This is a genomic window from Rickettsiella endosymbiont of Dermanyssus gallinae (genome assembly GCF_019285595.1).
Classification (GTDB): Bacteria; Pseudomonadota; Gammaproteobacteria; order Diplorickettsiales; family Diplorickettsiaceae; genus Rickettsiella_B.
The window spans coordinates 221,619-247,145 of sequence record NZ_CP079094.1 but is presented as its reverse complement, the minus strand read 5'-3'; the positions used below and the strand labels follow the sequence as shown (position 1 = coordinate 247,145).

Here is a 25,527-nt window from a genome sequence, read left to right as displayed (position 1 = left end):
TGTTTATAAAATATAATGGCTACGATCTTCATCGTTAGCTAAATCCGCTAAATGTTGATTCACATAGTCAACGTCAATGTTGATCGATTTATCCTTATAATCAGTTGCCTCAAAAGATATTTCCTCAAGCAAACGCTCCATTACCGTATATAAGCGTCGTGCACCAATATTTTCAGTTTTTTCATTCACATCATAGGAAATTTCAGCAATGCGTTTGATAGCTGATTCTTCAAAATTCAATAGCAGCTCCTCAGTATGCAACAAAGCTTTATATTGAACAATTAAAGAAGTTTGAGGTTCAACTAAAATACGTTCGAAATCTTCTGCTGTTAATGCTTTTAGTTCAACCCGAATAGGTAAGCGTCCTTGTAATTCAGGCACTAAATCCGATGGTTTAGCTAAATGAAAAGCACCTGCCGCAATAAATAAAATATGATCGGTTCTCACCATCCCATATTTAGTAGAAACAGTACAGCCTTCGATAAGCGGCAATAGATCACGTTGCACACCTTCACGTGAGACATCAGCACCGTTCATTTCGCCGCGCCTACATACTTTATCAATTTCATCAATGAATACAATCCCATATTGCTCCACCCATTCAATCGCCCTACGCTTTATTTCTTCTTCATTCAGCAACTTACCAGCTTCTTCTTTCTGTATAGCTGGTAATGCATCCTTTACCTTCATACGACGTGTCTTTGAACGCGAAGTCCCAATATTCTGCAACATATTTTGCAACTGGCTTGTCATCTCTTCCATACCAGGGGGGCCCATGATTTCCACACCCATAGGAAGCGCCGCAAGTTCTATATCTATTTCTTTGTCATCCAAAGATCCTTCTCGCAATTTCTGGCGAAAAACCCGGCGCGCAACCGACTTTTCTTTTTTCTTAAGTTCATCCGCTTCGGTATCTACAGTCCGTACGGGTGGTACAAAAACATCAAGCACTTTGTTTTCAGCTGCTTCTAAAACTTGTGGTTGTAATCGAGTAATTTCTTCTTCACGTAAATGCTTAAAAGCAGAATCGACTAAATCTCTAGGAATAGAATCTACATCACGGCCGATATAACCAACTTCTGTAAATTTTGTCGCCTCCACTTTCAAAAAAGGACAGGCCGTGATCTTAGCGGCACGACGTCCGATTTCAGTTTTACCAACACCTGAAGGTCCTATCATAAGAATATTTTTAGGTGTCACTTCTTCGCGCAATTCAGGTGTAAGCAGCATACGACGCTTACGATTACGCAAAGCAATCGCAATGGCCCGTTTTGCATCGTTTTGCCCAATAATATAACGATCAAGCTCTTGCACAATCTGCTTAGGTGTCATATCCATTTTAGTCAGATCATGTAGTTCTATTGGCAGGGAATCATCTGAAAGCAATGTAGATGTATTCGAATTTTCTTCAGGAAAATTAGCATCCATCCTCGTTAACTCAGACGTTTCATTCGATTCAGTCAATGTATCAGATAAATTCAATGGGTTAGTTTTCATTGTTGGGTCAATAATAAAAGACATTTTTTATTTTTTAGTGGAAATAGAGTCAATTTCTTCAATCGTACGCTGGTGGTTAGTAAACACACAAATATCGGCAGCAATCATTAAGCTCCTTTCAACAATATCACGCGCACTTAATTTGGTATTTTGTAATAAAGCCAACGCAGCCGATTGGGCATAGGCTCCACCAGAACCAATTGCAATAGAATCATGTTCAGGCCTAATAACATCACCTGTACCGCTTAACAAAAATGATTCCTTTCTATCTGCAACAGCTAGCATCGCTTCCAATCGGCGTAATATACGATCCGAACGCCAATCCTTAGCCAGCTCAATAGAAGCGCGTTCTAAATTACCTTGGTGTTTTTGTAACTTTTTTTCGAATAGATCTAAGAGAGTGAACGCGTCTGCGGTCGCTCCTGCAAATCCAACTAATACTTGGTCATTAAATAATTTGCGAACCTTTCTAGCGTTCCCTTTTAAAACAATTGCATTACCTAATGTTACTTGTCCATCTCCACCGATAACGACTTTGTCCTTCCGCCTAACTAATAATATTGTTGTACCATGTAAAGCTTGCATGGCTTACCTTTTTAGATTTATGAAATATCAATATCCATTAATGGTGACTTATAGCAGCCTTTTCAAGTCCAACGCTGCAATATTAGTAAAAGGCCCTTTAAAGAAGGTACAACCCTTTTAAGACTTAACCTTTAATAAAGCAGCCTGCATTCCCGCCGTATTTAAGCGTTTTTGCTGTTCCGAAGCAATGGCCAAGGTATAAGGCCCCATAAAGAGCTGGTAATTTACGCCCCCATTCACATTAACTACTTTACTTTGCACCGGAAATCCCTTTAAAAGCGCTTGGGCCTGATATTGCTCTGCTTGAGAAACATCTTGAAAATTGCCTAATATAAGGCTGTATGTCTCATTACTGAACTGGCTCATTTCTTGCTCCAGCTGCTTCTTAGCTTCCGCTATGGCAACTTGCTCCGGCGTGGTACTTAGTAACCCATCTAACGGTTTTTTCAAAGCGGAAGAGACAGAGGCTTCTTCAGCCATCGTGGTAACAGCCGGGGACTGGGAAGATAATGTTAAATTATCCTGGGGCAAAATATTATAAAAATCGAATTTTGGCTCAGGTGGTTTAGGCGCAGGCGCCTCCAATATTTTCTGCTTTAACTTATCTTCTGCTTGCTGCGCTATTTGTTGTTTATTATGTGATTTTAAAAAAAATAATCCTAGAACCAACATAAATAAGGCAACCACTAAGCCCAATAGAGCCCAAAAACGGCTACGATTTGCACGTACTTTTTGATAAGTTGCATATTTAGCGTAGTCTTTAGCCATTACATTACTTCCATTGTCTCTACACCCAATAAATCTAAACCATTTTTTATGACTTGCTGAGTCGCTGCTATTAAATTTAAACGTGCATTTCGCAAACCCTCTGTCTCTACCAAAAAAACATGTTGGTTATAATAAGCATGAAAAACCTGCGCTAAATCCCGCAAATAATGCGCTATTAGGTGTGGTTCATAATTATTCGCCGCTTGCTCTAACATCTCGGGATAACGATTCAACAAAATTAATAGATCAATTTCTTGCTCTTCTTTTAATTGCGTCAATGAGTCCATGCCTATAGTTTTATCCCAATTTAACGCTTTCGCTTTGAGTTGACGCATCACACTGCAGATACGCGCATATGCATACTGCACATAGTAAACGGGATTCGCATTTGACTGTTCTTTTGCAAGATCCAAATCAAAATCCATATGTTGCTCTGCACGACGCAGCACATAAAAAAATCGTGCCGCATCACTACCTACTTCTTCACGCAATTCGCGCAGAGTAACAAACTCTCCGCTACGCGTTGACATCTGTATTTTCTTGTCACCCCTATAAAGCACCGCAAATTGTACCAATAATGCCGTTAAACTCGCAGCGGGGTAACCTAAAGCCTGAATAACCGCCTGAATTCTTGCTATATAGCCATGATGGTCAGAACCTAATATGTTCACCATCTTTTTAAAACCTCGCTCTTCTAAAATGCATAGCCGGTACGCCGCATCCGCTGCAAAATAAGTCGCTTGCCCATTTTCTCGGATCAACACTCTATCTTTATCATCACCAAATTCAGTCGATTTAAACCATAATGCACCCGATTCTTCATAGGCATGACCATTTTTCTTTAGCCGTTCAATCGTTTTGTCTACAAAACCTGTTTTAAACAAACTATTTTCTGAAAACCAATTATCAAAATTAACCCTAAACGCCGTTAAATCTTCTTTAATATCATCCAATATCGCATTTAGACTCATATCAAATAGCTTCTGATAATCATCCGCACCTAATAAAGTTTTCGCCTTTAGAATCAAGGCATCAATATGAGCTTCTTTATCACCGCCCTGTGGTTCATCGGCAGGAATAGCTTCGAACACAGATAACGCGGGCTTATAAAATTGCTTTCCATATTTCGCCAAAAGTTGCTCAACGATTCCACGAACATAAGCACCTCGATAAGCATTACTAGGGAATGCAAATTTTTCTTCGCAGGCTTCTAAATAACGCAACCAAACACTGGTTGCCAAAATATCCATTTGTCGCCCTGCATCATTTACATAATATTCTGCATGAGCTTTATAACCCACTGTTCTCAGTAACCTAACGAGTGAATCACCATACGCCGCACCGCGCCCATGTCCTACATGCAAAGGGCCGGTAGGGTTCGCCGAAACAAATTCTACTAATAAGGGTTCATCCTTTCCGATTTTTGAAGCACCAAAGTGTTCTGCTTGCGTTAGAACGCTATCGATAACCGGATACCAGGCGGTCTTTTTTAAAAAAAAGTTAATAAATCCTGGCCCTGCTATCTCAACCTTCTCTATGATCGAAGTAGCTTTAGAACAATCTATATGGGCGGCTATCTGCTCTGCTAGCTGGCGTGGTTGTTTTTTTAAGGGCTTAGCGAGAAGTAGCGCAATATTACTTGAAAAATCCCCGTGTGACTTGTCCCTCGCATAGTCCACTTGAATGGTCAAAGAAGATAAAGGGGGTACCTCTGCTGCTGCTAAAGCAGTTTTGATTTCTTGTTGGATAATAGGCTTCATAAGTATTCAATCGGTAGGCGTATGAGCTCAAGAGTATACCCCAATCATCTTAAGGAAAAATAGTACGCGCGCTTCTCTTAAAGCGGCCCTATCAACTAAATTAGCGACTAACTAGAAAAGTTTATAAGAGGAGCGTACTATCCCCCCAAATAATAAAAAGAGGCTTATTTATGAAACCCTTGCTCTATTGCCTACTCCCCATTTTGTCCTATTTTTCTATGCCGGTTACGGCTCAAACGCTTTCTACCCCTTTGGTAAGAAAGAATGTGGCGGTTCAAGCTTTTTCTGCCTTATCGATACAAGGTCCGGTTAATGTCACTATAGACACCAGTCAAACCAACCCTTCTATTCCTCCCTTACAGATTTTCGGTGATCCTAAAACAGTTTCTGCAGTAACGTGGAAAATAAAAAACCACACTTTATATCTAGACACAAAATGGACTTATAGACCACATCGCGGCGACAAGCTCACCATTAAAGTTAATACTACGCCCTCTCAATTAAGTCAGATTGACTTCAATAGTAATGGTCGTTTATTTGGTCAAGGACTAACGGGGTCTTTATCACTCATTAGCCGCGGAAACGGCAGTATTAACCTGAGCACTAATAAACTAAACTTAAAGTCTTTAGTTAGCCATGGGGAAAGCAATATTTCGCTCTACCATGTCAATAGTACTGATTTGAGCATACAGGGTAAAAATTCAGGAAAAATTAAAATAGAAGGTGATGTTGCACTACATACTATTAACCTGACAGGAAATGGGACGCTCCTGGTTCATTGGGTCAATAGCCCCTATTTAAAAATAAACGCTTCTGGCAACGAAAAGATTTTTCTAGCCGGCGTTACTAAAACCTTAGATATGCATCTAAGCGAAAAAAGTCATCTATTTGCAAAACAACTCAGGGCAGAGAATGGGTTTGTTGAAACGAAAAATCAAGCCAACGCTAAAGTTTCAGTTAAACAGAAATTAAGTGCGTTAGCGCAAGATAACAGTACTATTTATTATTCAAAACCGGTGGAGTTCCTAAATACTTTTACTAAAAACACTGGTTTAGTGCTTAGTAATTAACCTTTTTGTCATTGCGAACGCCGAAGGCGTGTGGCCATCCAGTAACATTATTTAATTTTTCCTGGATGGCCACGGCCGCAACGAAGTTTCGGCCTCGCCATGACGAAACTGTGGTTTTATTTAACAAGTGTAATCTCAACCCGGCGGTTAGCCGCGCTCGCTTTTACGCTTTGGTTGCTCGCAATAGGATCATGGCTACCAAACCCTGTTGCACCCAAACGCCGTGACCCAATCCCATGAGACCATAAAAAAGCAACGACAGTATCTGCTTGGCGCTGTGAAAGCTCGTTTGCCGTTTGTGGATCATAGATATCATCTGTATATCCCACCACTTGAATAAGGCCATCGCCATATTGCTTCATTGTTTTCATTGCATCAAGCAGTTGCTTTGAGCATTCCATCGTTAATCGCCCATTGGATTGAAAACAAACATCGCTATAGAGAACCACTCTCAGACGATCTGAGCTTTGAATCACTTGAATAAGCGCAGGTGGCAATTGTTTTTTATTAGCCGATGGTGTGATTTTTTCAACTTTAGCGGCATGCAAATCATCATTTGACTGCGTAGGCGTTGTTGAGCAGGCCGAAAGCAAAAACAAATTTAGCAGCAATAAACTACAAAAAAAGGGGGATTTTATTTTCATCATGGAATTGTTCTCATTTACGAGGGATATACCCTATCTCATTTTTTCTGTAATCTAGCATAATAAAAGCCATCTGTACCCTGAATTTGAGGAAAAATTTGTCGTCCTACTCCGCAAGCGACGCCCCATTTTTCATCAATTGTCTGTTCATGCGCATCAGACTGTTGTCGTAAAAAACGCTGTAATACGTCTTGATCCTCTTCTGGCAGTACCGAACACGTGGCATAAAGCAAAATCCCACCTGGCTTAAGGAGCGGCCAAAGTGAAACTAAAAGCTCCAATTGCTGCTGAGCAAGCTTATCAATATCTTCCTCTCTGCGTAATAGTTTGATATCCGGATGTCGACGAATGACGCCTGTCCCTGAACAAGGTGCATCTAACAGCACTCTATCAAACTGTTCGCCTTTCCAACTGTCTTTAAATACCTGCGCCTTTGTACAAACTAACTTCACACCATCACGCATTAATCTTAAACGTGAAAGATTTTCTTCGATTTTACTTAAACGTGTTTTATCCTGGTCAAGTGCCACCGCAGTCTGTAAATCTGGCTGTGTCTCTAAGATATGCGCAAACTTTCCTCCGGGTGCCGCACAAGCATCCAACACACTCTGTTTAGGCTGTAGCATTAACAAAAAAGCAGCTAATTGTGCTGCCGTATCTTGTATAGAGACTTCCCCTTCTGAAAAACCAGGTAATCCATACACACTGCAGGTTTCATTAAGAATAAGACCCACATCGCTTATAGGGCTTAATATCGCCTCTATCGCTTTAGCCTGAAGGTTTGGTAAATAATCATCTCTAGAGATCTTCAGACGATTAGCACGCAAACTCATGGGCGGTGCTTGGTTATTCGCTTCTATAATAGCTTGCCAATCCTTTGGCCATGCGTGCTGTAGCTTTTTCAACAACCAACGTGGGTGTGCATAATGCGCTTCCTTAGGCAGTTTTTTTAGCAACCCGGCTTGTTGGCGCTGAAACGAACGTAATACACCATTAATAAGAGGTGCTGCCCAATTTTTTTTAAGATCTTTGGCCGCTTGTACTGTTTCATGGACCGCCGCATGTGCTGCTGTCTTTAAATAAACAAACTGATATAACCCGATTAACAGCAAAGCATAAATATCTCGGTCATTAATGTTCAGTGGTTTTTTTAATAAGTAAGAACAAACTTGCCGTAAAGGCTCATACCAACGTATCACGCCGTAACATAGCTCTTGTATAAATCCTCTGTCTCGAGATTCAACGGTATTAGGCATACCTTCGGCAAAGGCGTCGGTTAATGAGGCGCCCCCTAATACACGTGCAATTATTTGTGCCGCCAGTGCGCGAGGATTAATCATGCTGACCTAAGAGAGTACCCACATTAAATAAATGTGATTTTGAATGGAGTAGTGCAGAAGCGGGTAAACAACGTCCTCCTGGTAGTTGTAGCTGCAATAAACGCAAACTACCTCTTCCCGTCATGACGTCAATTCCTTGCTCTCCTACGTGTAGAATAGTTCCAGGAGGGTTATTTGAACTTTGATCTAAAACCTCAGCCGACCAAACCCGCAATAAAAGCGCGCCTAAAAATGTATAGGCCACCGGCTTAGGATTGAAAGCACGTATCATTCTAGCAATAACATCCGCATTTTGAGACCAATCAATCTCTGCCTCTGCTTTATCTATCTTCTTAGCATAAGTGCTTCCTTGATCACTTTGTGGCTTTAATTGGTAATTTCCTTGTTCTACGTTGTTTAGGCTAGTCACTAATGCTTGAGCGCCCAATTTGGCCAAACGATCTTGTAAGGTTTGGCTGGTATCTGTCTGTTCTATCTTGCAAGAAACTTCCTGCAAAACTTGTCCTGTATCCAAGCCTTCATCCATTTGCATAATACTAATACCCGTTTCTTCATCGCCTGCTAAAATAGCACGCTGAATCGGCGCCGCACCGCGCCAACGAGGCAATAGTGATGCATGAACATTAATACAGCCAAGAGGAGGAATAGCTAAAACGGCCGGTGGAAGAATAAGACCATAGGCAACCACCACCATCAAATCAGCATTCCACGCCGCTAACTTTTTCTGTTCATCCACGTTTCGCAACGTTATTGGCTGACAAACAGGTAGATTTTTTTCCAAGGCAAGTTGTTTGATTGGGCTCATTAACAAATGGCGCCCCCGACCTTTGGGCCGATCGGGTTGTGTATACACAGCCACTACCTGGTGTTCTGACGCAAGCAACGCTTGCAAACTTGGTAAAGCAAATTCAGGTGTGCCTGCTAAAATGATGTTCAAGCGTTACCTTGTCGTTTTTTTATTTTTTCTAGCTTTTTACGTGCTAATTGGCGTTTAAGCGGCGACAAATAATCTAAAAATAATTTCCCATTGAGATGGTCTACTTCATGCTGAATACAATGCGCCAATATATCTTCTGCTTCTATCTCATAAGGCTTTCCATGCCTATCAAGCGCAGATAACTTTACCCACAATGCTCGAGGCGCCTTATCATAAACACCAGGAACTGATAAACAACCTTCCTCCATGAGTGCTTCACCGCGTCTTTCCACAATCTCAGGGTTAATTACGCACAAGGTGGATGATTTATCATTAGAAACATCAATAACTGCTAGCTTTTTATTAATAGCAATTTGTGGTGCAGCTAAACCAATACCCTTCGCAGCGTACATGGTCTCAAACATATCCTCAATGAGCTGCTGTAAAGCAGCATCAAAGCTAGTGATTGCTTCAGTAGGTGCGCGCAGACGGGGGTCAGGTAAATGGATAATGGAACGTATGGCCATAATTTCTACTAGCTATTCTTTGTCACTCAATTATTACTCGATTTAAGCGGTGATTTTCCTGACTTTAATCCCGTTAGTCAATCATTGATTCATATATCAATAAATACAGCTGATCTGGTAGCGGCTTATCTATCCTATTTCGTCGGTTAAGGATGCCTTAATTTAACTTGTTGATAATACAAGGAGATTTATATAAAAAAAGAACCGTGGGCGTTTTTGGTTTAAGCATAGGTGGCTTTGTGGATAGAATTAAAAACATACAAGACGCAAATTTAAATAATACGCTGCGAGAGGCGATAGAAAAAACCATTAACGCCTCTAATAGGGATGATGCAGAAAATCATCTTTCTCTAGCTGTTCTACTCTATACCCAACTGTATGAAAATCTTCGATTATTAAATCCTACGCATTCAAAAGAAAAAACTTTTAATTATCTCGATAATCTTTTGAAAAAAAATAGCTCCAGAGAGTTAACATTAATCTGTGATCAGTTCAGTAGAGCCTACCAAGGAAAACATGGGTTTTCTACCATTTTTGGAAGCGAAGAAGATCGCATAGCTTATACGATCACTCAAAAACTAATAGAAAATTCAGGCGCTGAGCTTACAGCTTACTTCAATATAATTCATACCATCGAAAAACTTCCTATTTATTTACAGAATGAAACGGCTGCCAAACATCTCGTTGAGGAGTTAAAAATTTTATCAAATAACTATTTTTCTAGCTTACTCAAAATAAATAGTTCAGGAAGTACTGAAAAAACGAAAGGAAGCGAAAGAATGGAAGCTTTTAATAAATTCCGATTAGATAGTTATCTAGAAATAGAGCGCTATAAAAAACATCACCCAGAAGCATCAACTCAAGCAACAAGTTTTCTAGATAAACTATTGTGGCTCATTACAAAGCTAATTCCTTTAATACGCAAGGAAACCAGAATGATGATGTTTGGAGGCCACACAAAAGCTAGCCTATCACTTGACAATATTAGCCAAGAAGTTAATAAAATAGCGCCTGCGACTTAATTTTCGTCTGTTATATTCACAGCAATGGGATGTTCGGCAAGGCGCCACGAGAACGAAGCAACCACCGTGTATTCAACATACATGAGGATTGCGAGACGAACGGGAACACAACCCAACATTCAAGTGTGAAAAGTATATTTAATGTGGGATTAAACTACGTAACAAGGTAGATACCAGCGCAACCGTTGCAACGCCCGCTATATATAAACCGATAAACCAGAGCCACTCTCGAGTACGTTTTTTCATTTGAAATGAGGTCTATTATAATTAATAGTGAATAGATTCTTTTACCTTACCGCGAAAAACATGATAAGAATAAAGCGTGTATATCAATAAAACAGGTAACAACACTGCGGTACCGACTAATGTAAATTTTAAAGTTGAAGGTGCTGCAGCGGCATCCCATATTGAAACCGAATGAGGAATAATATAAGGCCATGCGCTAATACAAAAACCAAGGTAAGAACAAATAAACAAGCCCATAGTAAGAACAAAAGGTGCCTTTTCTTTTTTACGGTTATATAGGCAATAAAAATTATAAAGCACAATAACTAATGTTAAGAGTGGCAAAATAGCTAAATAGTAAAAATGAGGCAATGAAAACCAAATTTTTATCACGCGTGGCTCAATAATAGGCGTCCAAAAACTTACCCCTACCAAGAAAAAAGTAACTAAGCCTAACAAAATCTTAGCTGCCTTATAAAGTTGGTCTTGCAAATTCCCTTCGGTTTTGACAATCAACCAAGTCGCACCTAACAGTGCATAACCACAAACAACAGCCAGGCCAGTAAAAACACTAAAAGGTGTCAACCATTGATAGGTAGTATGTGGAAGTGGTAAGTGACTACCGTATCCTTTTACAAATGTCCCTAGAATAACGCCTTGGATAAAAGCAGCTACGGTAGAACCCGTTGCGAAAGCAATATCCCAAACAAATTGACTACGATGTGCTTTAAACCGGAATTCAAATGCTACACCTCTAAAGATCAAAGAGACCAACAAAATCATAATGGGTATATACAGCGTCGGTAATAAAACACTATATGCCAACGGAAAAGCCCCATATAAAGCCGCTGCACCAAATACTAGCCAAGTTTCATTGCCATCCCAAACAGGTAAAACACTGCTCATCATAATATCGCGATACTGCCCGTGTTTAATCCAAGGAAATAAAATGCCTATCCCTAAATCAAAGCCATCAAGCAATACATACATCATAATAATGAATGAAATGATCACTGCCCATGTCAAAATTAATAACATCTATTTAACCTCAGGCGCCATGTATTTAAAGGGAGACTCTGTAATGACATCCGTTATTGACTCATGCGGTAAGGGGGCTGGCCCTTTACGTATCACTTTAAAGAGATAAAACAAATAAAAACTAAATACGATGCCATAAACGCTAATCAATAAAATCAAAGATATAACAACTTGGTGCATAGGAACCGTAGACGCGCCTTGTGAAGTACGAATTAAATGATAAGCAATCCAAGGTTGACGCCCAGACTCGGTTGTTACCCAACCTGCTATCGTACTCAAAAATCCTAAAGGCGCTATCGCAACACAAAAGCGATAAAAGTTTCGATAATGGAAAAGCCGACCACGAATGGATAACCACAATGCGATCAAGGCCGCTAAGAAAAATAATAAGCCAATCCCTACCATGACACGGAACATCCAAAAAGTAGATTCTATGACAGGCCTATCTTTAGCAGGCACACTCTTTAAGCCGATTAAAGTACCGTCCCAGTGGTGGGTATTAATAAGACTAGCTAATTTTGGAATACTAATTTCATAGAGATTTTTAGCGTGCTTAACATCAGGAATAGCAAATAAAATTAAAGGCGCTCCTTTTTGTGTTTGCCAATTTGCTTCTATCGCTGCTGTTTTAAGCGGTTGGTATTTTTGAACTTTTAGCCCAAGCATATCCCCTAATAAAATTTGTCCTGGGGCAAGAATAATTGCCGCTCCTAGCGCAAACGAAAAACAAATTTTTGCTAGTTCAACATGCTGCTGCCTTAATAAATACCAAGCTGACACCCCAGCAACCACAAAGCAAGTCGTCAAATAGGAAGCCATCAGCATATGAAAAAAACTAGGCAACATGGAAGGGTTAAATACAACTGCCCACCAACTGTCTACAACATATTTCCCGGCTTCAACGTGGAACCCTGCTGGTGTTTGCATCCAAGAGTTAGCTGCTAAAATCCAAAAGGCAGAAATAGTAGTACCCAACATCACTAATAAAGTCGCTGTATAATGCAACTTAGGGCCAACTTTATCCCAACCAAACAACATAATACCTAAAAAGCCGGCTTCTAAAAAAAATGCGCTTAATACTTCGTAAGCAAACAAAGCACCTAATACGCCTCCCGCTACATGGATAAAGGGTCCAAAGTTAGTTCCTAACTCATAGGCTAAAACAATACCTGAAACCACACCCATACCAAAGGTCAGCGCAAATATCTTTGTCCAGAACTGGCAAATTTTTAAATACACTGGCTTGCCGGTTTTTAACCACAAACCTTCCATAATCGACAAAAAGACAGCTAAACCAATATTGAGCGTAGGAAACAAGATATGAAAACCTATCGTAAACCCAAATTGTGCACGGGACAGTAAAGTGGTATCGATAATCATAGGGAGTTAATTGTACTGAAAAGGACTTTTCTATTATAACCTATTTTAATATAAACGAATGTGCAAAAAGTCAATCTAGCGATTGAAAAAGCTCATTTTAAAATAACAGCAATTTTTAAGTTTAAGTTTACAGCACTTATCGTCAATATCTGACAAGGAAAACACTATATAGTAGGGTATAATAAACGGTTGTGCAATTATCTGCAGTATAGAAATTTTTCTTGGCTAGAAGGCTCTACCCTTTTCCCTTAAAATACCGTACTGTCTTAAATGTCATAGTCTTTAGTAAGGAAGCTACACTTGAGCACTCATGATCCTTTACGTTTATTTTTCGCCATTGAATTAAACAATGAATTACGCCTCGCTTTAACTCAACTGATTGATGAGTTAAAGCACGAATCTTGGGGACATCGTGTTAGATGGATACATCCAGAAAATCTACACGTCACCTTGCGTTTTCTAGGTACTACCAATCGCTCTCTGATAGCAGCACTTGCTGAGGGCGCGCATAAAGCAATAAAAAAAATTGAGCCTTTTCCATTACAATTACATAATATTCGTTTCTTCCCCTCCCCCACGGCACCTCGTGCCATTGCGGCTGATATCATTCCTACTTCACAACTTTTTGAGCTAGCTCATTCCTTAGAAGAAGTTGCGGGAAGTTTAGGTTTCCCACCCGAAACAAAGCCTTACCTACCTCATTTAACATTAGGTCGAATTGTTCACCAGCATACTTCTAATCTACGAGAAGAACTTAAATTAAATGCTAGCCCTATGTTGGTAAATAAAATTGTATTGTTTCACAGTGAAAAAACCGAATATAACCAAACATACACACCCCTTGAATATATTTCACTTCAAACAGCCACAGCAAAGGTGTAGGGATTTAATTATCTTGGCGGAGAGGGTGGGATTCGAACCCACGTAGGATTTGCATCCTCATCCGATTTCGAGTCGGCGCCGTTATGGCCGCTTCGGTACCTCTCCAATCTGTACATTTTTCGCAGTTGAATTTTTTGCTGCGTTCCCGCTCAATCTATAGGCGGATATAAATCAGGCAACTGTGTAGGCTTTGCTGCATTTATCTCGGGGATTATATACTGTGTTTGCTTTATTTTTAAGCTATTTGGTTTTTTCAACGGCCCTAAATCCTGACTATAGAGATATTGAGACTTATGCGTCTTTATATAGTTATTGACCGAACTACAGCCGGTTACACTAACAACAAAACTTAACAGTAACAAAAAAGATAACTTCATAGTGCTTTATTTAGGTAAAAGTCGTAAGGCGGTTTAGCAGCGGTTTTAAAGTTGCTTGATGCTGCGATGACAAGGTCGTCAGGGGTAATCGCAGATGCGGGGTTGGAATTAGCTTGTGTTCTGCCGCTAACCATTTAACCGGGATAGGGTTTGTTTCAACAAATAAATCCTTACAAAAAGGCTGGAGTTGCTGCTCTAACGCTTCCGCCTTATCCCAATCCGTATTTTTTGCGGCCTCACAAAGCTCATGCACTGCTTTTGGTAATAAGTTAGCTAATACTGAAACAACCCCTTTGCCACCCAAACGTATAATTTCTAATGCGACATTATCATCACCGCTATAAATATCCAGATTGCTACCGCAATATTCTATAATAGCTTTTGCACAAGCAGGTCGGCCTTCTTTAATCCCCACAATGTTAGTAATACCCGCAAGCCTAGAAACTGTTTCAGGCAACAAATCAACGCCGGTTCGCTTTGGAATATTATAAAGAATCTGTGGAATAGGCACTTTTTCAGCAATGGAACGGTAATGTTGATAAAGACCTTCTTGGGTCGGGCAATTATAATAAGGGGTTACTAATAAACAAGCTTGAACCCCTATTTCCATGGCCTTCCGAGTTTGGTCAATACTCGTTTGCGTACAATTTGTTCCAGTGCCCGCAATCACGGGAATACGGCCATGAACTTTTTCTACAACCGTTTTAATAACGTTTTCTTTCTCTTCGGCATTCAGTGTCGCAGGCTCGCCAGTTGTCCCCATAACGAGAATAGCATCTGTACCTTGTGCAACATGCCAATCAACCAAATTACGTAAACAGAGATAATCAATATCTCCACTTTCACGCATAGGCGTTAACAATGCGACCATACTGCCATGAAACATATCCGATCCCACCTTGTCCTAAACGAGGAAAAATACTTCCCGCTGCAAAAATAGAGTCAAGCGAACTTACCAGGGTATACTACTGGGGAAGCTTGTAGATAATCAAGTCAGTTCCATTGTAAACTATATCGTCAATAGTCGAACTATACTCACAACAATGGGATTTTCGGCAAGGCGCCGCAAGAACGAAGCAACCGCCGTGTATACAGCGCACATGAGGAGGGCGAGTTGAACGGGAACGCCACCGAAAATTAAAGTGCCAAGAGTATATTTACAAAAAATGAACCTTCGTGTAATAAACCTATATCTTGGTTTAGAAGAGTCAACTTCATGCCTACTGCTATGAATAAATTAAACACGCTAAAAAGTTGGTTAGAAACAGCGTGTTCACTACGCAATTTCGAATTACAACCCTTGGTCAATGAGGCAAGTTTTCGCCAATATTTTCGGGTGCAGATGGATAATAACAGCCATATTGTGATGTTTGCACCACCCGATAAAGAAGATATAACGGCATTTATCTCCATTGCTAAAAATTTCACCAGTCAAGGCATCCACGCCCCAAACATTCTTAACTATCATCTAGAACAGGGATTTATCCTATTAAGCGACCTGGGCAACGATCTCTATTTCAACCTATTAAATACAGAAACCGCAGATGATTTATACACACGTGCCCTGGCTGTTATTCCCCAAATTCAAGCTTGTGAGCCAAAACTAGCTAATAATCAACCTTTAGGCTTATTTGACGAGAAATTTATTCGTGTTGAATTAAACTTATTTCCCGATTGGTTTTTAGGCAACCATCTAAACCTGATTATGACACCTAAGCTTAGCGCTTCACTTGAAAAAATTTTTCAGCTATTGATTACTTCAGCGCTCAAGCAGCCTCGTGTCTGCGTACATCGGGATTATCATTCACGTAATTTATTATTAATAGACAAAGAAAAAGTGGGGATATTGGACTTTCAAGATGCGATCTATGGCCCTATTACTTACGATGCTGTTTCTTTATTACGAGATGCTTATATTGATTGGCCAGAAGCCCAAGTCGAAAAGTGGACATTAAATTTTCATGATATGCTAATGCCAAAGCATTCGTTTTCTAGCGAAGAATTTATTCGCTGGTTTGATTTAATAGGCATTCAACGACATTTAAAAGTTTTAGGTATTTTTGCACGTCTTTGTTATCGAGATAACAAGCCTCAATACCTTACTAGTACGAGCCGTCTTCTACGCTACTTACAACAAGTCTGTGAAAAGTATCCTGAGCTCATTGAATTAAAACACTTATTACCCAATATCCACAATAAACTGAGCGAGACATAAAAAAATGAAAGCCATGATACTTGCCGCGGGTCGAGGCTCGCGCATGCGGCCTTTAACGGATGAAATACCCAAGCCCTTACTTCCGATTGCAAATAAACCTTTTATCGTACATCAGTTACTAAAACTAGCCGATGCTGGCCTAAAAGATATTGTCATTAATGTTTCTTATCGAGCAAAACAAATCATAGATGCTTTAGGGAACGGGCATCTTTATGGTGTAAATCTAGAATACTCATTTGAACCCGCTGCGCTTGAAACAGGCGGGGGAATTTGCCAAGCACTACCTTTTTTAGGCAGCGATCCTTTTCTTGTCATCAGTGCGGATATTTGGACAGCGTATCCGTTAGAAAAGTTATCACAACATAAGCTTGGCACGGCGCAAGCACATCTTATTTTAGTCGATAACCCAGATTTTCATCCTAGAGGTGACTTTCATCTTTTACCGAATAAACTATTGGATTTAAACGGATCACCAAAATTTACCTTTGCTAATCTTGGTATTTATCATCCTGAGCTTTTTAAAGACTGCAAACCGCAAGCCTTTCCACTGTCCGAGATATTCAATAAACGCATTAATGAAAAAAAAATAACCGGCGAACATTACCAAGGTAGTTGGTTTAATGTCGGAACATTGAATGAACTAACACGTCTCGATAGCTACCTAAAGCAGGAAAATAAATAGTATGCAACCTCTGCAAATATACTCACAGCAATGGGATTTTCGGCAAGGCGCCGCGAAAATGAAGCAACCGGAGTGTATATATGATACATGAGGATTGCGAATTGAGCGGGAACGCTGCTGAAAATTCAAGTGCAAAGCGTATAGCTTTTATCGGTGCGGGCAATATGGCAAATAGCCTAATCCGAGGTCTATTAAATAATGGTTATGATGCAAACAATATTTGGGCAAGCAATACCAATCTAGCACTGCTCGAGCATTTAAAAAAATTAAAGATTCATACGAGTACCGATAACCGCTTAGTCGCTACAACCGCTGAGGTGCTTGTACTTGCCGTAAAACCACAGATTTTAAAAGAAGTGGTAACCGAGATTACTGATCTTATTCTAGAAAAAAAACCGTTACTTATTTCTCTTGCGGTAGGTGTCAATTTAAAAACCATTCATAGCTATCTACAAGATGACAATATCGCCATTATTCGTTGCATGCCCAATACCCCTGCATTGCTAGGCTGTGGCGCTACAGGATTATTCCCTAATCATCATTGTTCATCCGTACAAAAAGATGCAGCTGAAGCGCTATTTCGCAGCGTAGGAATCGTTGTGTGGTGTAAGCTGGAAAAAGAAATCGATATCGTCGCTGCCTTATCAGGCAGTGGCCCTGCTTACTTTTTTTTACTCATTGAAGCCTTACAAAATGCGGGCACTGAATTGGGATTATCTAAAGAAACCGCATCCTTATTAAGTCAGCAAACTGCACTGGGCGCTGCACGAATGGCCATTGAGAGCGAGGGGAAGGAATCCATAGAGCAATTAAGACAAAACGTCACGTCACGTGGCGGCACAACCCAAGCCGCTTTAAACGTTTTAGAACAAGGTCATTTTGCTGAATTAATGAAAAAAGCCATGTTAGCTGCGAAACAACGTGCTGAAGAATTAGCAAAGCAGCTTGAAAATCAATAGCACTTACTTTAAAAAACCTTGCGCTTAGCCCTTAACTAGTTTCCAAAAGTAGTTAAGGGCTTTATTTCTATAAAACCGGGCCTGCGTCGCGGATTTCTTTACTTACTTCAAACTTCTTAAAGTTATCAATAAATTTAGCGATTAACTCTTTTGCTTTGTAATCATAAACCGCCGTGTCATCCCAGGTTTGCCTTGGATCTAATAAGCAAGCATCAATGTCTTTCAGCTTTTTAGGAATAGCAAAATTAAAACCTGGCAAAATAGTATATTCAGCCGTTTTCATTTCATCGCTTAAAATAGCTTGAATAATGCCGCGTGTTACCGGGATAGGAAAACGCCGACCTTGGCCATAAGGGCCACCTGTCCAACCTGTATTCACAAGATAAACGTTTGCATGGCTGCTCTTTAAACGTTTTATGAGCAGTTCCGCATACACCTTCGCAGGACGTGGGAAAAACGGCGCACCAAAACAAGTACTAAAGGTGGTTTTAATCGCTTCCGTCTGCCCAACTTCCGTGCTTCCAACAAGTGCTGTATACCCGCTTAAAAAATAATAGGCCGCTTGTTCATGACTCAAACGCGCTACTGGTGGTAATACACCATATAAATCGCAACTTAAAAAAATGACCGCGTTGGGTAAGTGATCCACACGATTCTCCGGAACACGTAGAGAAATAAAATCAAGCGGATAAGCAACACGCGTATTTTGTGTCAAGCTAGCGTCTTTATAATCCGGCTCTAAGGTCTGAGGATCTAATACAACATTTTCCATCACAGCGCCGTGACGTATCGCATTCCAAATAACAGGTTCGCGCTCTTTCGATAAATCAATACATTTAGCATAACAACCACCTTCAAAATTAAAGATGCTGCTTTCACTCCATCCGTGTTCATCATCACCAATTAAATAACGCTCAGGATCTGCCGATAAGGTTGTTTTTCCTGTGCCTGATAAACCAAAAAATAAAGCCACATCACCCTGTTTTCCTACATTTGCAGAACAATGCATTGGTAAAACATCTGATGCAGGCAACAAATAATTTAAAACGGAAAACATGGCCTTTTTAATTTCACCCGCATATCGATGACCACATAGCAACACTTTACGTTCACTAAGGTGAAGCATTAACGTTGCGTCGCTATGCACACCATCGCGCTGTGGATCCGTTTTAAGCCCAGGCAGACTTAGAATAGTCCACTCTGCTTTATTAGCTTTCCCATGAAAATTTTCAGGGCGAATAAATAATTGCCTAGCAAATAAATTATGCCAGGCGTATTCTGTGATTACTTTTACCGGCAAGTAGTAGTCGGGATCGGCGCCTACCTGTAGATTAGAAATAAATAAATCAACTTCTTTTGCATAGGATTCCGCTCGCTGCCATAGCGCATGAAAGCGTTCTTCAGCAATGGGTTGGTTAACCGGCCCCCAATCAATATCTTTTTCAGTATTCGGCTCTTGAACAATAAATTTATCTTTAGGCGAGCGCCCCGTTCGCTTACCAGTGGTAACCGATAAAGCCCCATTGGCTGCAATCACGCCTTCTTTGCGTTCAATAGCAAAATTAATTAATTGTTCGACCGTTAAATCAACATAGGACTTACCAGAAACTAAGATGCTGGTATCAAGCGAAGAAGACATGGGCTTTACTCCACAAATAAACAAAAAATTTGTTCATTTTAACATAAAAACTGCAAAGGGCTGAGCAGTGAATTACATTTATGCTCTCATTCTTTGAGCAAAAGAAGAAGATTGAGATTCTTCACTTGGTTTAGACTGATCCTGCCTACATTGCTCTGTCACTGCGTGCTCACTTACTTTGCCAATAACGAGCTTCTTGACTATCGCTGTAAATTTAGAGATAAATTCGGAAATCTTATCTCCGATAGTCCATTTTCCGCCTGAAACCAATCCTTTTGCTAAAGTTGTTGGTACTGTTAATGTAATATCCTTTTCAGAGGGTACAGCTAACTTATAAGTCTTTGTTTCTTCGCAGTAATGAAGTTTATATTGGATAGACAACAAAAATGGCTTTTCCTCAGGCAACACTAGCTTTGGCACGCCATTTAGTTCTTCTGTTGTCAGCTTAGCTTCTACTTTAGGGGAACTCCTATAGTTTTCTAAGCTCTTTTTCCGAGCCTCAGTCAAAAAACCCGGATTAGCCGTTTCAATAGGATATAAAAGTAGCGATTTATAAGTAACCATTTCTTTTACGGTAACTTCATCTTTATTAATGACATCAATAATAAAATGATGGAAAGGTTCTGCTCCTCTGATAGCTACTCTGGGGAATAAAAAATTCCCTAGTACATTCCTGCCAGTAAAGAAAGCCCCATCTTGATGTAACTCTTGCTTTATCACACTCTCTAATTCAGGTCTTTGCCCCTTTAATAACGAGGTAAATGCACTTTGCTTATTTGCCGCTTCTAACCCTGATTCACTTTCACTAGCGTCAGAAGCTTTATAATGTAGTCGCAATTTCTTGTTAAAACGAAGCTCAATCTCTGAAGTACGAGAAAAATCTTTTTCAAATTGTATCCCATCATTTTTACAGGCTGCTTCATTAGCTAGAACCTGAAAAACCTCAGTTGCCTGATCGACTAGATTTATTTTTTCCGCTAATCTATTGTTATTTGCTGTCATAATAATATTCCTTTTTTATTATGATTATACAGATAATTTATTAATTTTTCATTAAAAAACTTGAACTCTCCTGTATAAGTCGCGAGAATAGATTGAATTTTTTTATAAATTAAATCGTTTAAAATCATGTCCCATCCAAAACCCCGTTTACTTTCTGGCGACACGCCCACTGGCAAACTTCACCTTGGGCATTGGGTAGGTTCTCTGGAAACACGTCTTGCTTTACAAGAAAGCTATGAATGTTATTTCATCATCGCTAATGTACATGCATTTACCACCCGCGCCGAACACCCGGCAGAAATCCGCAAGAATACATTAGACATTGCCTTGGATTATCTCTCTGTCGGTTTTGACCCTAAACAAAGCAGTATTTTCATTCAATCCGAAGTACCTGCTACTGCAGAGCTCACCTGTTTTTTCAGCATGTTACTGTCCTTTCCGCGTGTCATGCGCAACCCTACTATTAAAGATGAAATACGCAATAAAAAATTAGGTGATAATTATCCTTTCGGCTTCTTACTATATCCTGTCGGACAAATAGCGGATGTTCTCGCTTTTCGCCCAGAACTTGTTCCTGTAGGCGAAGACCAAGTCGCGCATTTGGAAATGGCACGTGAATGTGCTCGTCGGTTTAATCAACTTTATTGCGGTGTAGACCCACAAACTGAAGACAAAGATTATGTTGCAAAAGGCGGTCTTTTTCCTATCATTCAACCCAAACTCAGCCGTGTAAAACGTTTGGTAGGCACCGGTGGTCCTAATAGCGATGGTGTACTGCCAAAAATGAGTAAGTCACTCAACAATGCCATCTATCTGAGCGATGATGCAGATAGCATTGCTAAAAAAGTAAGGGGTATGTATACCGATCCGAAACGACAGCGTGCCACCGATCCGGGCTCCACTGAAAATAACCCTTTATGGATCTTTCATGAAGCGTTTAACCCAGACAAAAAATGGGTTGAGGAAACCGAGTCACAATACCGCAAAGGACAAATTGGCGATAAAGTTTGTAAAGAAAAATTAATCGAAATATTGGTTGCATTAACTGAACCCATGCGCGAACGACGTCGCGTATATGAAAAAGATCCGGGCGAAATATTAAAAATATTACAACAAGGCACTGAACGAGCAAATGAACTGGCAGAAGATACCTTAATAAAAGCCAAAGCTGCCATGAAACAAGATTATTTCAAACGCCAGCTTAAATTAAGCTCACTGCCTTAGTTAGAACGTATCTTCAAATCAAGTGAGTCGCTATGCTCCCGAAGAATTTCGGCCATCGTGTCCCCGAAATTCGTTCGCATGACGCGACTGAAATTAGGCCGCGATACGTCCTGCGTCCGGCACGCACTCACTCCTTCGGAGTTCATGCCCGTGCCTCCCACAAATGACTTTACGGCGTGATGCGTTTCCTGCTTCGCCCGTCAACGCACGCCTATCGCGGGCTCTTCGACTTCGCATTGCTTTCACAATGCTTTCCTGTCTCATCGCCTGAACCCCGACTTTTGCCGGGGTGGCAAAAATATCCGAAATAAATCGGACTGTCTTTATTTAATGGTGTTGTGTTTTTTACGCTGCGAACGTTTTTTATGTAATGCCCACAACGTTAGAATAGGCCCAGATATCCCATAACAAAAAAAGATCAAGAAGAGTATCTTAGGCGGATCCAGTGAAATACCCACAAAGACAAGCACTACTAATAAAATAGCTACAAAAGGAACGCGGCCCTTCAAATCGATTTCTTTAAAAGAATAGTAACGTATATTACTTACCATCAAAATAGCCGCTAGAACTGCTAACACCGCCGCCGTCATATCGACGACTTCGCCTGGAATGCCAGAATCAACACTTAACCATACCATGCTCGCTAAAATACCCGCCGCTGCAGGGATAGGAAGACCTTGAAAGTAACGCTTATCCATTACCAGTGCTTGTGTATTGAAACGTGCCAAACGTAATGCACCCGCCGCCGCAAATATAAAGGCTGCCAGCCAGCCTAATTTACCTAAACTTTCTAAAGACCAGCTATAAACAACCAATGCCGGCGCAACACCGAAAGAAACCATATCGGACAAGCTGTCTAGCTCTGCACCGAATGCACTTTGTGTATTCGTTAAACGCGCAACCCGTCCATCAAAAAAATCCATAATCATCGCAATAAAAATGGAAATCGCTGCATTACTAAAATAACCTTCCATAGCGCTTACTATGGCATAAAAACCAGCAAACAAGCCCGCAATCGTAAATAAATTAGGTAGTAAATAAATACCTCGGCGACGATAAATTGCTTGCCTACCTCCTTCCCCATTTTCATTATCCGTATTTTTATTTGTTTCAAACCTATGTGTGGCTTGATCGCTTTGATTAAATGCGAAAGTTTCGTCATTTGGATCAAAAATTTCTTTGTTCATACATCAATTCCTTGCAAGGATTTTAATCGATAAAGTATTTCAAGCGCTTCTTTTGGCGCTAAGTGATCGGGCTCAGTATGCTCCAACAACGCCAAAACAGGAGAAAGCATTGTTTTTTCTGCAACCGAAGGCACAGAAAACAATGTTTTCTGTGCTAAATTCGTCTGTTCTTCTAGTGATAGTAGTTTTTCCTTTGCTCGTTTGATAACAGGGCTAGGAACACCCGCAAGTTGTGCCACGTGTAGTCCGTAGCTTTTATTCGCAGGGCCTTCATTAACCGTATATAAAAACACTATTTTATCTTGGTATTCCATAGCCGTTAAATGGCAATTAGCTATTCCGGCTATTTTTTCAGCAAGTTCTGTCAGCTCAAAATAATGTGTCGCAAACAAAGTATAGGATTTAATTTCTTTTGCCAAATACTCCGCACAAGCAAACGCTAAAGCTAAACCATCAAACGTACTCGTACCCCGACCAATTTCATCCATAATCACTAAGCTCTGCTCTGTTGCATTATGCAAAATAGAAGCAGTCTCTGTCATTTCTACCATAAAAGTGGAACGCCCCCCGGCCAAATCATCTGCCGCGCCGATTCGCGTAAAAATACGATCAATCGGGCCTATCAAAACACGATCGGCAGGAACAAAGCTCCCGGTCATTGCTAGCAAACAAATCAACGCCGTTTGCCGCATGTAAGTCGACTTACCACCCATATTAGGGCCAGTAATAATTAATAAACGTTTCTGCGATGTTAACTCACTATCATTCGCCACGAAGGGTACATCAATCGCTTGCTCGATAACAAGATGGCGCCCCCCATTGATATCAATGCCTGAATCAGTGCTTAACTGTGGACAAACCAACTTCAGTGTCACAGCACGCTCTGCTAGGCAAGTGAGCACATCTAATTGCGACAATGCGTTGGTCGTTTTTTGCAAATCAGCGAGATAAACCAGTAGTTTATCCAAAAGCTCTTCATAAAGTCTTTTTTCCAAACTGAGTGCTTTTGATCGCGCACTCAGTGCTTTATCTTCAAACTCTTTTAATTCAGGCGTAATAAAACGCTCAGCATTGGTTAAAGTTTGTCGGCGAGTATAATGGCTTGGCGCTTGTTTTGCTTGCACTCGGCTTATCTCAATGTAGTAACCATGGATACGGTTGAACCCCACCTTGAGCGTGTTAATACCTGACTGTTCGCGCTCACGCTTTTCTAAATCAACCAGATATTGCCCTGTGTTCTCGCTGAGCTTTTGTAATTCATCTAACTCACTGTGGTAACCTTTTGCAATAACACCACCTTCCCGAATCACGACAGGCGGATTTTCAACAATCGCGTGTTGCAACAAGGAAAATAACTGCGGAAATGCTTTAATGTCGTTACGTAGACTAACGAGGAGATCGTCTGGCGTATTTTTAGCGGCAGGCAAACAAGCCAGTTTATTGTGAATATCAGGCAAACTAGCTAAAGATGAACGTAATTGCTCTAAATCGCGTGGCCTTGCTGATTTTAAACCAATCCGAGCAATAATCCGTTCTAGATCACCGATGCCTTGTAATACACCGTGCAAACCCGCGTAAGCTTGTGTGCTTAATAAACATTGAATAGCCGTTTGACGTGCTTGAATAAATGCAAAGTTACGTAAAGGACTATGTACCCAACGATGTAATAAACGGCTTCCCATAGGCGTAGCTGTCTTATCAATAACCGACATCAGTGTATTACTTTTTCCACCTTGTAAGTTGGTGGTTAGTTCTAAATTATGTCGCGTCGTTGCATCTAAGATAACACTTTCTTCGCGCCTATAGACACGAAGCGGTTGAAGGTGAAGTAAATTAGTTTGCTGCGTCGCTTTTGCATAACTGAGTAAGCACCCTGCAGCCTGAATGGCTAAAGGTAAATCCTGGCAATCAAAACCACTTAAATCACGGGTTTGAAATTGTTGGGTGAGACAATGTGTTGCTGCTGTTAAGTCAAACTCCCAACTTGGCCTACGACGTATTGTCTTATAGGCGCTTAGTAAGGTGTCTAATCGAAATGCTTCATCAATAAGTAACTCAATGGGGTTTAGACGCGCTAATTCACTCACCAAAGCTTCTTGACTATTAACTTGTAAAATATAAAATTGGCCGCTACTCATATCCAAATACGCTAAACCAAATTGATCGCCTTTATGTGATATAGCTAATAAAAAATTGGTTTGTCGTGCCTCTAATAAGGCTTCGTCACTGAGCGTGCCGGGGGTAATAATACGTGTCACCCGTCTTTCCATGGGACCTTTCCCGGAAATCGGATCCGAAACCTGTTCGCAAATAGCAACCGATTCACCTTGCTTAACCAGCTTTGCTAAATAGCCTTCCACGCTATGAAAAGGCACACCTGCCATGGGAATAGCCTGACCACTGGATTGGCCTCGCTTTGTTAAAGTAATATTTAATAACTCGGCGGCTTTGATCGCATCGTCATAAAATAATTCATAAAAATCCCCCATGCGATAAAATAATAACTTATCAGCATAGTTTGCTTTTATGCTGAGATACTGGCGTATCATGGGCGTATGTTGCGATAAGTCTATTGTATTTTTCATAGT

24 protein-coding genes and 1 tRNA gene are annotated in these 25,527 nt (G+C 40.5%); 7 read left to right on the top strand and 18 right to left on the bottom strand.

The window, feature by feature from the left end; genetic code table 11:
- Nucleotides 1-3: 3 nt before the first annotated feature.
- From hslU to argS, 4 genes are all read right to left on the bottom strand, one after another.
- Nucleotides 4-1,338 (bottom strand): ATP-dependent protease ATPase subunit HslU, encoded by a 1,335-nt coding sequence (hslU, locus tag KX723_RS01275; protein ID WP_218814924.1) that lies wholly within the window; start codon nucleotides 1,336-1,338, stop codon nucleotides 4-6.
- 186 nt (nucleotides 1,339-1,524) lie between these two features.
- A complete protein-coding gene (gene hslV / locus KX723_RS01270; RefSeq protein ID WP_218814320.1) occupies nucleotides 1,525-2,082 on the bottom strand; it encodes an ATP-dependent protease subunit HslV in 558 nt (185 codons plus the stop codon).
- A gap of 117 nt (nucleotides 2,083-2,199) precedes the next feature.
- The gene (locus KX723_RS01265; protein WP_218814319.1) at nucleotides 2,200-2,850 is read right to left on the bottom strand and encodes an SPOR domain-containing protein; all 651 of its coding nucleotides are present in this window, start codon (nucleotides 2,848-2,850) and stop codon (nucleotides 2,200-2,202) included.
- Nucleotides 2,850-4,610, bottom strand: a complete 1,761-nt coding sequence (gene argS / locus KX723_RS01260) for an arginine--tRNA ligase (protein ID WP_218814318.1) — start codon at nucleotides 4,608-4,610, stop codon at nucleotides 2,850-2,852. The genes KX723_RS01265 and argS overlap by 1 nt, the downstream gene beginning before the upstream one ends.
- Nucleotides 4,611-4,780: 170 nt before the next feature.
- Between argS and KX723_RS01255 the strand changes: the two genes are divergently transcribed.
- Nucleotides 4,781-5,680: a GIN domain-containing protein gene (locus tag KX723_RS01255; RefSeq protein WP_218814317.1), complete on the top strand. Its 900-nt coding sequence runs from the start codon at nucleotides 4,781-4,783 to the stop codon at nucleotides 5,678-5,680.
- Nucleotides 5,681-5,796: 116 nt separating this feature from the next.
- Here KX723_RS01255 and KX723_RS01250 read toward each other — a convergent pair whose 3' ends face one another.
- From KX723_RS01250 to def, 4 genes are read right to left on the bottom strand one after another with little or no spacing between them, the layout of a single operon-like run.
- Nucleotides 5,797-6,327 carry an OmpA family protein gene (locus tag KX723_RS01250; RefSeq protein ID WP_218814316.1) on the bottom strand — a complete coding sequence of 177 codons (531 nt, stop codon included), beginning with the start codon at nucleotides 6,325-6,327 and terminating at the stop codon, nucleotides 5,797-5,799.
- A 35-nt stretch (nucleotides 6,328-6,362) separates the two neighbouring features.
- Nucleotides 6,363-7,664, bottom strand: coding sequence for a 16S rRNA (cytosine(967)-C(5))-methyltransferase RsmB (gene rsmB / locus KX723_RS01245; protein ID WP_218814315.1), 1,302 nt, complete (start codon nucleotides 7,662-7,664; stop codon nucleotides 6,363-6,365).
- The gene (fmt, locus tag KX723_RS01240) at nucleotides 7,657-8,601 is read right to left on the bottom strand and encodes a methionyl-tRNA formyltransferase (RefSeq protein WP_218814314.1); all 945 of its coding nucleotides are present in this window, start codon (nucleotides 8,599-8,601) and stop codon (nucleotides 7,657-7,659) included. Before fmt ends, rsmB begins: the two co-directional genes overlap by 8 nt.
- Nucleotides 8,598-9,107 carry a peptide deformylase gene (gene def / locus KX723_RS01235; RefSeq protein ID WP_218814313.1) on the bottom strand — a complete coding sequence of 170 codons (510 nt, stop codon included), beginning with the start codon at nucleotides 9,105-9,107 and terminating at the stop codon, nucleotides 8,598-8,600. The genes fmt and def overlap by 4 nt, the downstream gene beginning before the upstream one ends.
- A 167-nt stretch (nucleotides 9,108-9,274) precedes the next feature.
- On the opposite strand from def, the gene KX723_RS01230 reads away from it, so the two are divergent.
- A complete protein-coding gene (locus tag KX723_RS01230; protein WP_218814312.1) occupies nucleotides 9,275-10,129 on the top strand; it encodes a hypothetical protein in 855 nt (284 codons plus the stop codon).
- Nucleotides 10,130-10,396: 267 nt separating this feature from the next.
- Here KX723_RS01230 and cydB read toward each other — a convergent pair whose 3' ends face one another.
- Together cydB and KX723_RS01220 are read right to left on the bottom strand one after the other, a co-directional pair.
- Nucleotides 10,397-11,392, bottom strand: a complete 996-nt coding sequence (gene cydB, locus KX723_RS01225; protein WP_218814311.1) for a cytochrome d ubiquinol oxidase subunit II — start codon at nucleotides 11,390-11,392, stop codon at nucleotides 10,397-10,399.
- Nucleotides 11,393-12,772: a cytochrome ubiquinol oxidase subunit I gene (locus KX723_RS01220; RefSeq protein WP_218814310.1), complete on the bottom strand. Its 1,380-nt coding sequence runs from the start codon at nucleotides 12,770-12,772 to the stop codon at nucleotides 11,393-11,395.
- A 300-nt stretch (nucleotides 12,773-13,072) separates the two neighbouring features.
- On the opposite strand from KX723_RS01220, the gene thpR reads away from it, so the two are divergent.
- Nucleotides 13,073-13,654 carry an RNA 2',3'-cyclic phosphodiesterase gene (gene thpR / locus KX723_RS01215; protein ID WP_218814309.1) on the top strand — a complete coding sequence of 194 codons (582 nt, stop codon included), beginning with the start codon at nucleotides 13,073-13,075 and terminating at the stop codon, nucleotides 13,652-13,654.
- 14 nt (nucleotides 13,655-13,668) lie between these two features.
- On the opposite strand, the gene KX723_RS01210 is transcribed toward thpR, so the two are convergent.
- The 3 genes from KX723_RS01210 to dapA all read right to left on the bottom strand — a co-directional run bounded on the left by KX723_RS01210 (nucleotide 13,669) and on the right by dapA (nucleotide 14,917).
- Nucleotides 13,669-13,759, bottom strand: a tRNA-Ser gene (locus KX723_RS01210).
- A 44-nt stretch (nucleotides 13,760-13,803) separates the two neighbouring features.
- The gene (locus KX723_RS01205; RefSeq protein ID WP_218814308.1) at nucleotides 13,804-14,031 is read right to left on the bottom strand and encodes a hypothetical protein; all 228 of its coding nucleotides are present in this window, start codon (nucleotides 14,029-14,031) and stop codon (nucleotides 13,804-13,806) included.
- Nucleotides 14,032-14,041: 10 nt separating this feature from the next.
- A complete protein-coding gene (gene dapA, locus KX723_RS01200) occupies nucleotides 14,042-14,917 on the bottom strand; it encodes a 4-hydroxy-tetrahydrodipicolinate synthase (protein ID WP_218814307.1) in 876 nt (291 codons plus the stop codon).
- A 330-nt stretch (nucleotides 14,918-15,247) separates the two neighbouring features.
- Here dapA and KX723_RS01195 point away from each other — a divergent pair, with 330 nt between their 5' ends.
- The 3 genes from KX723_RS01195 (at nucleotide 15,248) to proC (ending at nucleotide 17,887) form a co-directional block, all read left to right on the top strand.
- The gene (locus KX723_RS01195) at nucleotides 15,248-16,246 is read left to right on the top strand and encodes an aminoglycoside phosphotransferase family protein (protein WP_218814306.1); all 999 of its coding nucleotides are present in this window, start codon (nucleotides 15,248-15,250) and stop codon (nucleotides 16,244-16,246) included.
- 43 nt (nucleotides 16,247-16,289) lie between these two features.
- Entirely contained in the window at nucleotides 16,290-16,928 is a 639-nt protein-coding gene (locus KX723_RS01190) for a nucleotidyltransferase family protein (RefSeq protein ID WP_246562478.1), read from the top strand.
- 80 nt (nucleotides 16,929-17,008) lie between these two features.
- Nucleotides 17,009-17,887, top strand: a complete 879-nt coding sequence (proC, locus tag KX723_RS01185; RefSeq protein ID WP_218814304.1) for a pyrroline-5-carboxylate reductase — start codon at nucleotides 17,009-17,011, stop codon at nucleotides 17,885-17,887.
- Between the two features lie 67 nt (nucleotides 17,888-17,954).
- Here the strand turns inward: proC and KX723_RS01180 are convergent, their stop codons facing one another.
- Nucleotides 17,955-19,526, bottom strand: a complete 1,572-nt coding sequence (locus KX723_RS01180; RefSeq protein WP_218814303.1) for a phosphoenolpyruvate carboxykinase — start codon at nucleotides 19,524-19,526, stop codon at nucleotides 17,955-17,957.
- A 78-nt stretch (nucleotides 19,527-19,604) separates the two neighbouring features.
- A complete protein-coding gene (locus KX723_RS01175; RefSeq protein WP_218814302.1) occupies nucleotides 19,605-20,528 on the bottom strand; it encodes a hypothetical protein in 924 nt (307 codons plus the stop codon).
- Between the two features lie 126 nt (nucleotides 20,529-20,654).
- Between KX723_RS01175 and trpS the strand changes: the two genes are divergently transcribed.
- The gene (gene trpS, locus KX723_RS01170; RefSeq protein ID WP_218814301.1) at nucleotides 20,655-21,752 is read left to right on the top strand and encodes a tryptophan--tRNA ligase; all 1,098 of its coding nucleotides are present in this window, start codon (nucleotides 20,655-20,657) and stop codon (nucleotides 21,750-21,752) included.
- Between the two features lie 93 nt (nucleotides 21,753-21,845).
- Here the strand turns inward: trpS and KX723_RS01165 are convergent, their stop codons facing one another.
- Genes KX723_RS01165 through mutS form a run of 3 tightly spaced genes read right to left on the bottom strand, consistent with a single transcriptional unit; the run spans nucleotide 21,846 to nucleotide 25,524 of the window.
- The gene (locus KX723_RS01165; RefSeq protein ID WP_218813323.1) at nucleotides 21,846-22,016 is read right to left on the bottom strand and encodes a hypothetical protein; all 171 of its coding nucleotides are present in this window, start codon (nucleotides 22,014-22,016) and stop codon (nucleotides 21,846-21,848) included.
- Between the two features lie 59 nt (nucleotides 22,017-22,075).
- Nucleotides 22,076-22,939 carry a CDP-diacylglycerol--serine O-phosphatidyltransferase gene (gene pssA, locus KX723_RS01160; RefSeq protein WP_218814300.1) on the bottom strand — a complete coding sequence of 288 codons (864 nt, stop codon included), beginning with the start codon at nucleotides 22,937-22,939 and terminating at the stop codon, nucleotides 22,076-22,078.
- Nucleotides 22,936-25,524, bottom strand: a complete 2,589-nt coding sequence (mutS, locus tag KX723_RS01155) for a DNA mismatch repair protein MutS (protein ID WP_218814299.1) — start codon at nucleotides 25,522-25,524, stop codon at nucleotides 22,936-22,938. The genes pssA and mutS overlap by 4 nt, the downstream gene beginning before the upstream one ends.
- Between the last annotated feature and the right edge of the window lie 3 nt (nucleotides 25,525-25,527).

Excerpts from the sequence above, each read along its gene's own strand:
- hslU (WP_218814924.1), bottom strand. The coding sequence starts at position 1,338 with ATGGATATGACACCTAAGCAGATTGTGCAAGAGCTTGATCGTTATATT.
- hslV (WP_218814320.1), bottom strand. The coding sequence starts at position 2,082 with ATGCAAGCTTTACATGGTACAACAATATTATTAGTTAGGCGGAAGGAC.
- KX723_RS01265 (WP_218814319.1), bottom strand. The coding sequence starts at position 2,850 with ATGGCTAAAGACTACGCTAAATATGCAACTTATCAAAAAGTACGTGCA.
- argS (WP_218814318.1), bottom strand. The coding sequence starts at position 4,610 with ATGAAGCCTATTATCCAACAAGAAATCAAAACTGCTTTAGCAGCAGCA.
- KX723_RS01255 (WP_218814317.1), top strand. The coding sequence starts at position 4,781 with ATGAAACCCTTGCTCTATTGCCTACTCCCCATTTTGTCCTATTTTTCT.
- KX723_RS01250 (WP_218814316.1), bottom strand. The coding sequence starts at position 6,327 with ATGATGAAAATAAAATCCCCCTTTTTTTGTAGTTTATTGCTGCTAAAT.
- rsmB (WP_218814315.1), bottom strand. The coding sequence starts at position 7,664 with ATGATTAATCCTCGCGCACTGGCGGCACAAATAATTGCACGTGTATTA.
- def (WP_218814313.1), bottom strand. The coding sequence starts at position 9,107 with ATGGCCATACGTTCCATTATCCATTTACCTGACCCCCGTCTGCGCGCA.
- cydB (WP_218814311.1), bottom strand. The coding sequence starts at position 11,392 with ATGTTATTAATTTTGACATGGGCAGTGATCATTTCATTCATTATTATG.
- KX723_RS01220 (WP_218814310.1), bottom strand. The coding sequence starts at position 12,772 with ATGATTATCGATACCACTTTACTGTCCCGTGCACAATTTGGGTTTACG.
- KX723_RS01205 (WP_218814308.1), bottom strand. The coding sequence starts at position 14,031 with ATGAAGTTATCTTTTTTGTTACTGTTAAGTTTTGTTGTTAGTGTAACC.
- dapA (WP_218814307.1), bottom strand. The coding sequence starts at position 14,917 with ATGTTTCATGGCAGTATGGTCGCATTGTTAACGCCTATGCGTGAAAGT.
- KX723_RS01195 (WP_218814306.1), top strand. The coding sequence starts at position 15,248 with ATGCCTACTGCTATGAATAAATTAAACACGCTAAAAAGTTGGTTAGAA.
- KX723_RS01190 (WP_246562478.1), top strand. The coding sequence starts at position 16,290 with ATGCGGCCTTTAACGGATGAAATACCCAAGCCCTTACTTCCGATTGCA.
- proC (WP_218814304.1), top strand. The coding sequence starts at position 17,009 with ATGATACATGAGGATTGCGAATTGAGCGGGAACGCTGCTGAAAATTCA.
- KX723_RS01180 (WP_218814303.1), bottom strand. The coding sequence starts at position 19,526 with ATGTCTTCTTCGCTTGATACCAGCATCTTAGTTTCTGGTAAGTCCTAT.
- KX723_RS01175 (WP_218814302.1), bottom strand. The coding sequence starts at position 20,528 with ATGACAGCAAATAACAATAGATTAGCGGAAAAAATAAATCTAGTCGAT.
- trpS (WP_218814301.1), top strand. The coding sequence starts at position 20,655 with ATGTCCCATCCAAAACCCCGTTTACTTTCTGGCGACACGCCCACTGGC.
- KX723_RS01165 (WP_218813323.1), bottom strand. The coding sequence starts at position 22,016 with ATGAGACAGGAAAGCATTGTGAAAGCAATGCGAAGTCGAAGAGCCCGC.
- pssA (WP_218814300.1), bottom strand. The coding sequence starts at position 22,939 with ATGAACAAAGAAATTTTTGATCCAAATGACGAAACTTTCGCATTTAAT.
- mutS (WP_218814299.1), bottom strand. The coding sequence starts at position 25,524 with ATGAAAAATACAATAGACTTATCGCAACATACGCCCATGATACGCCAG.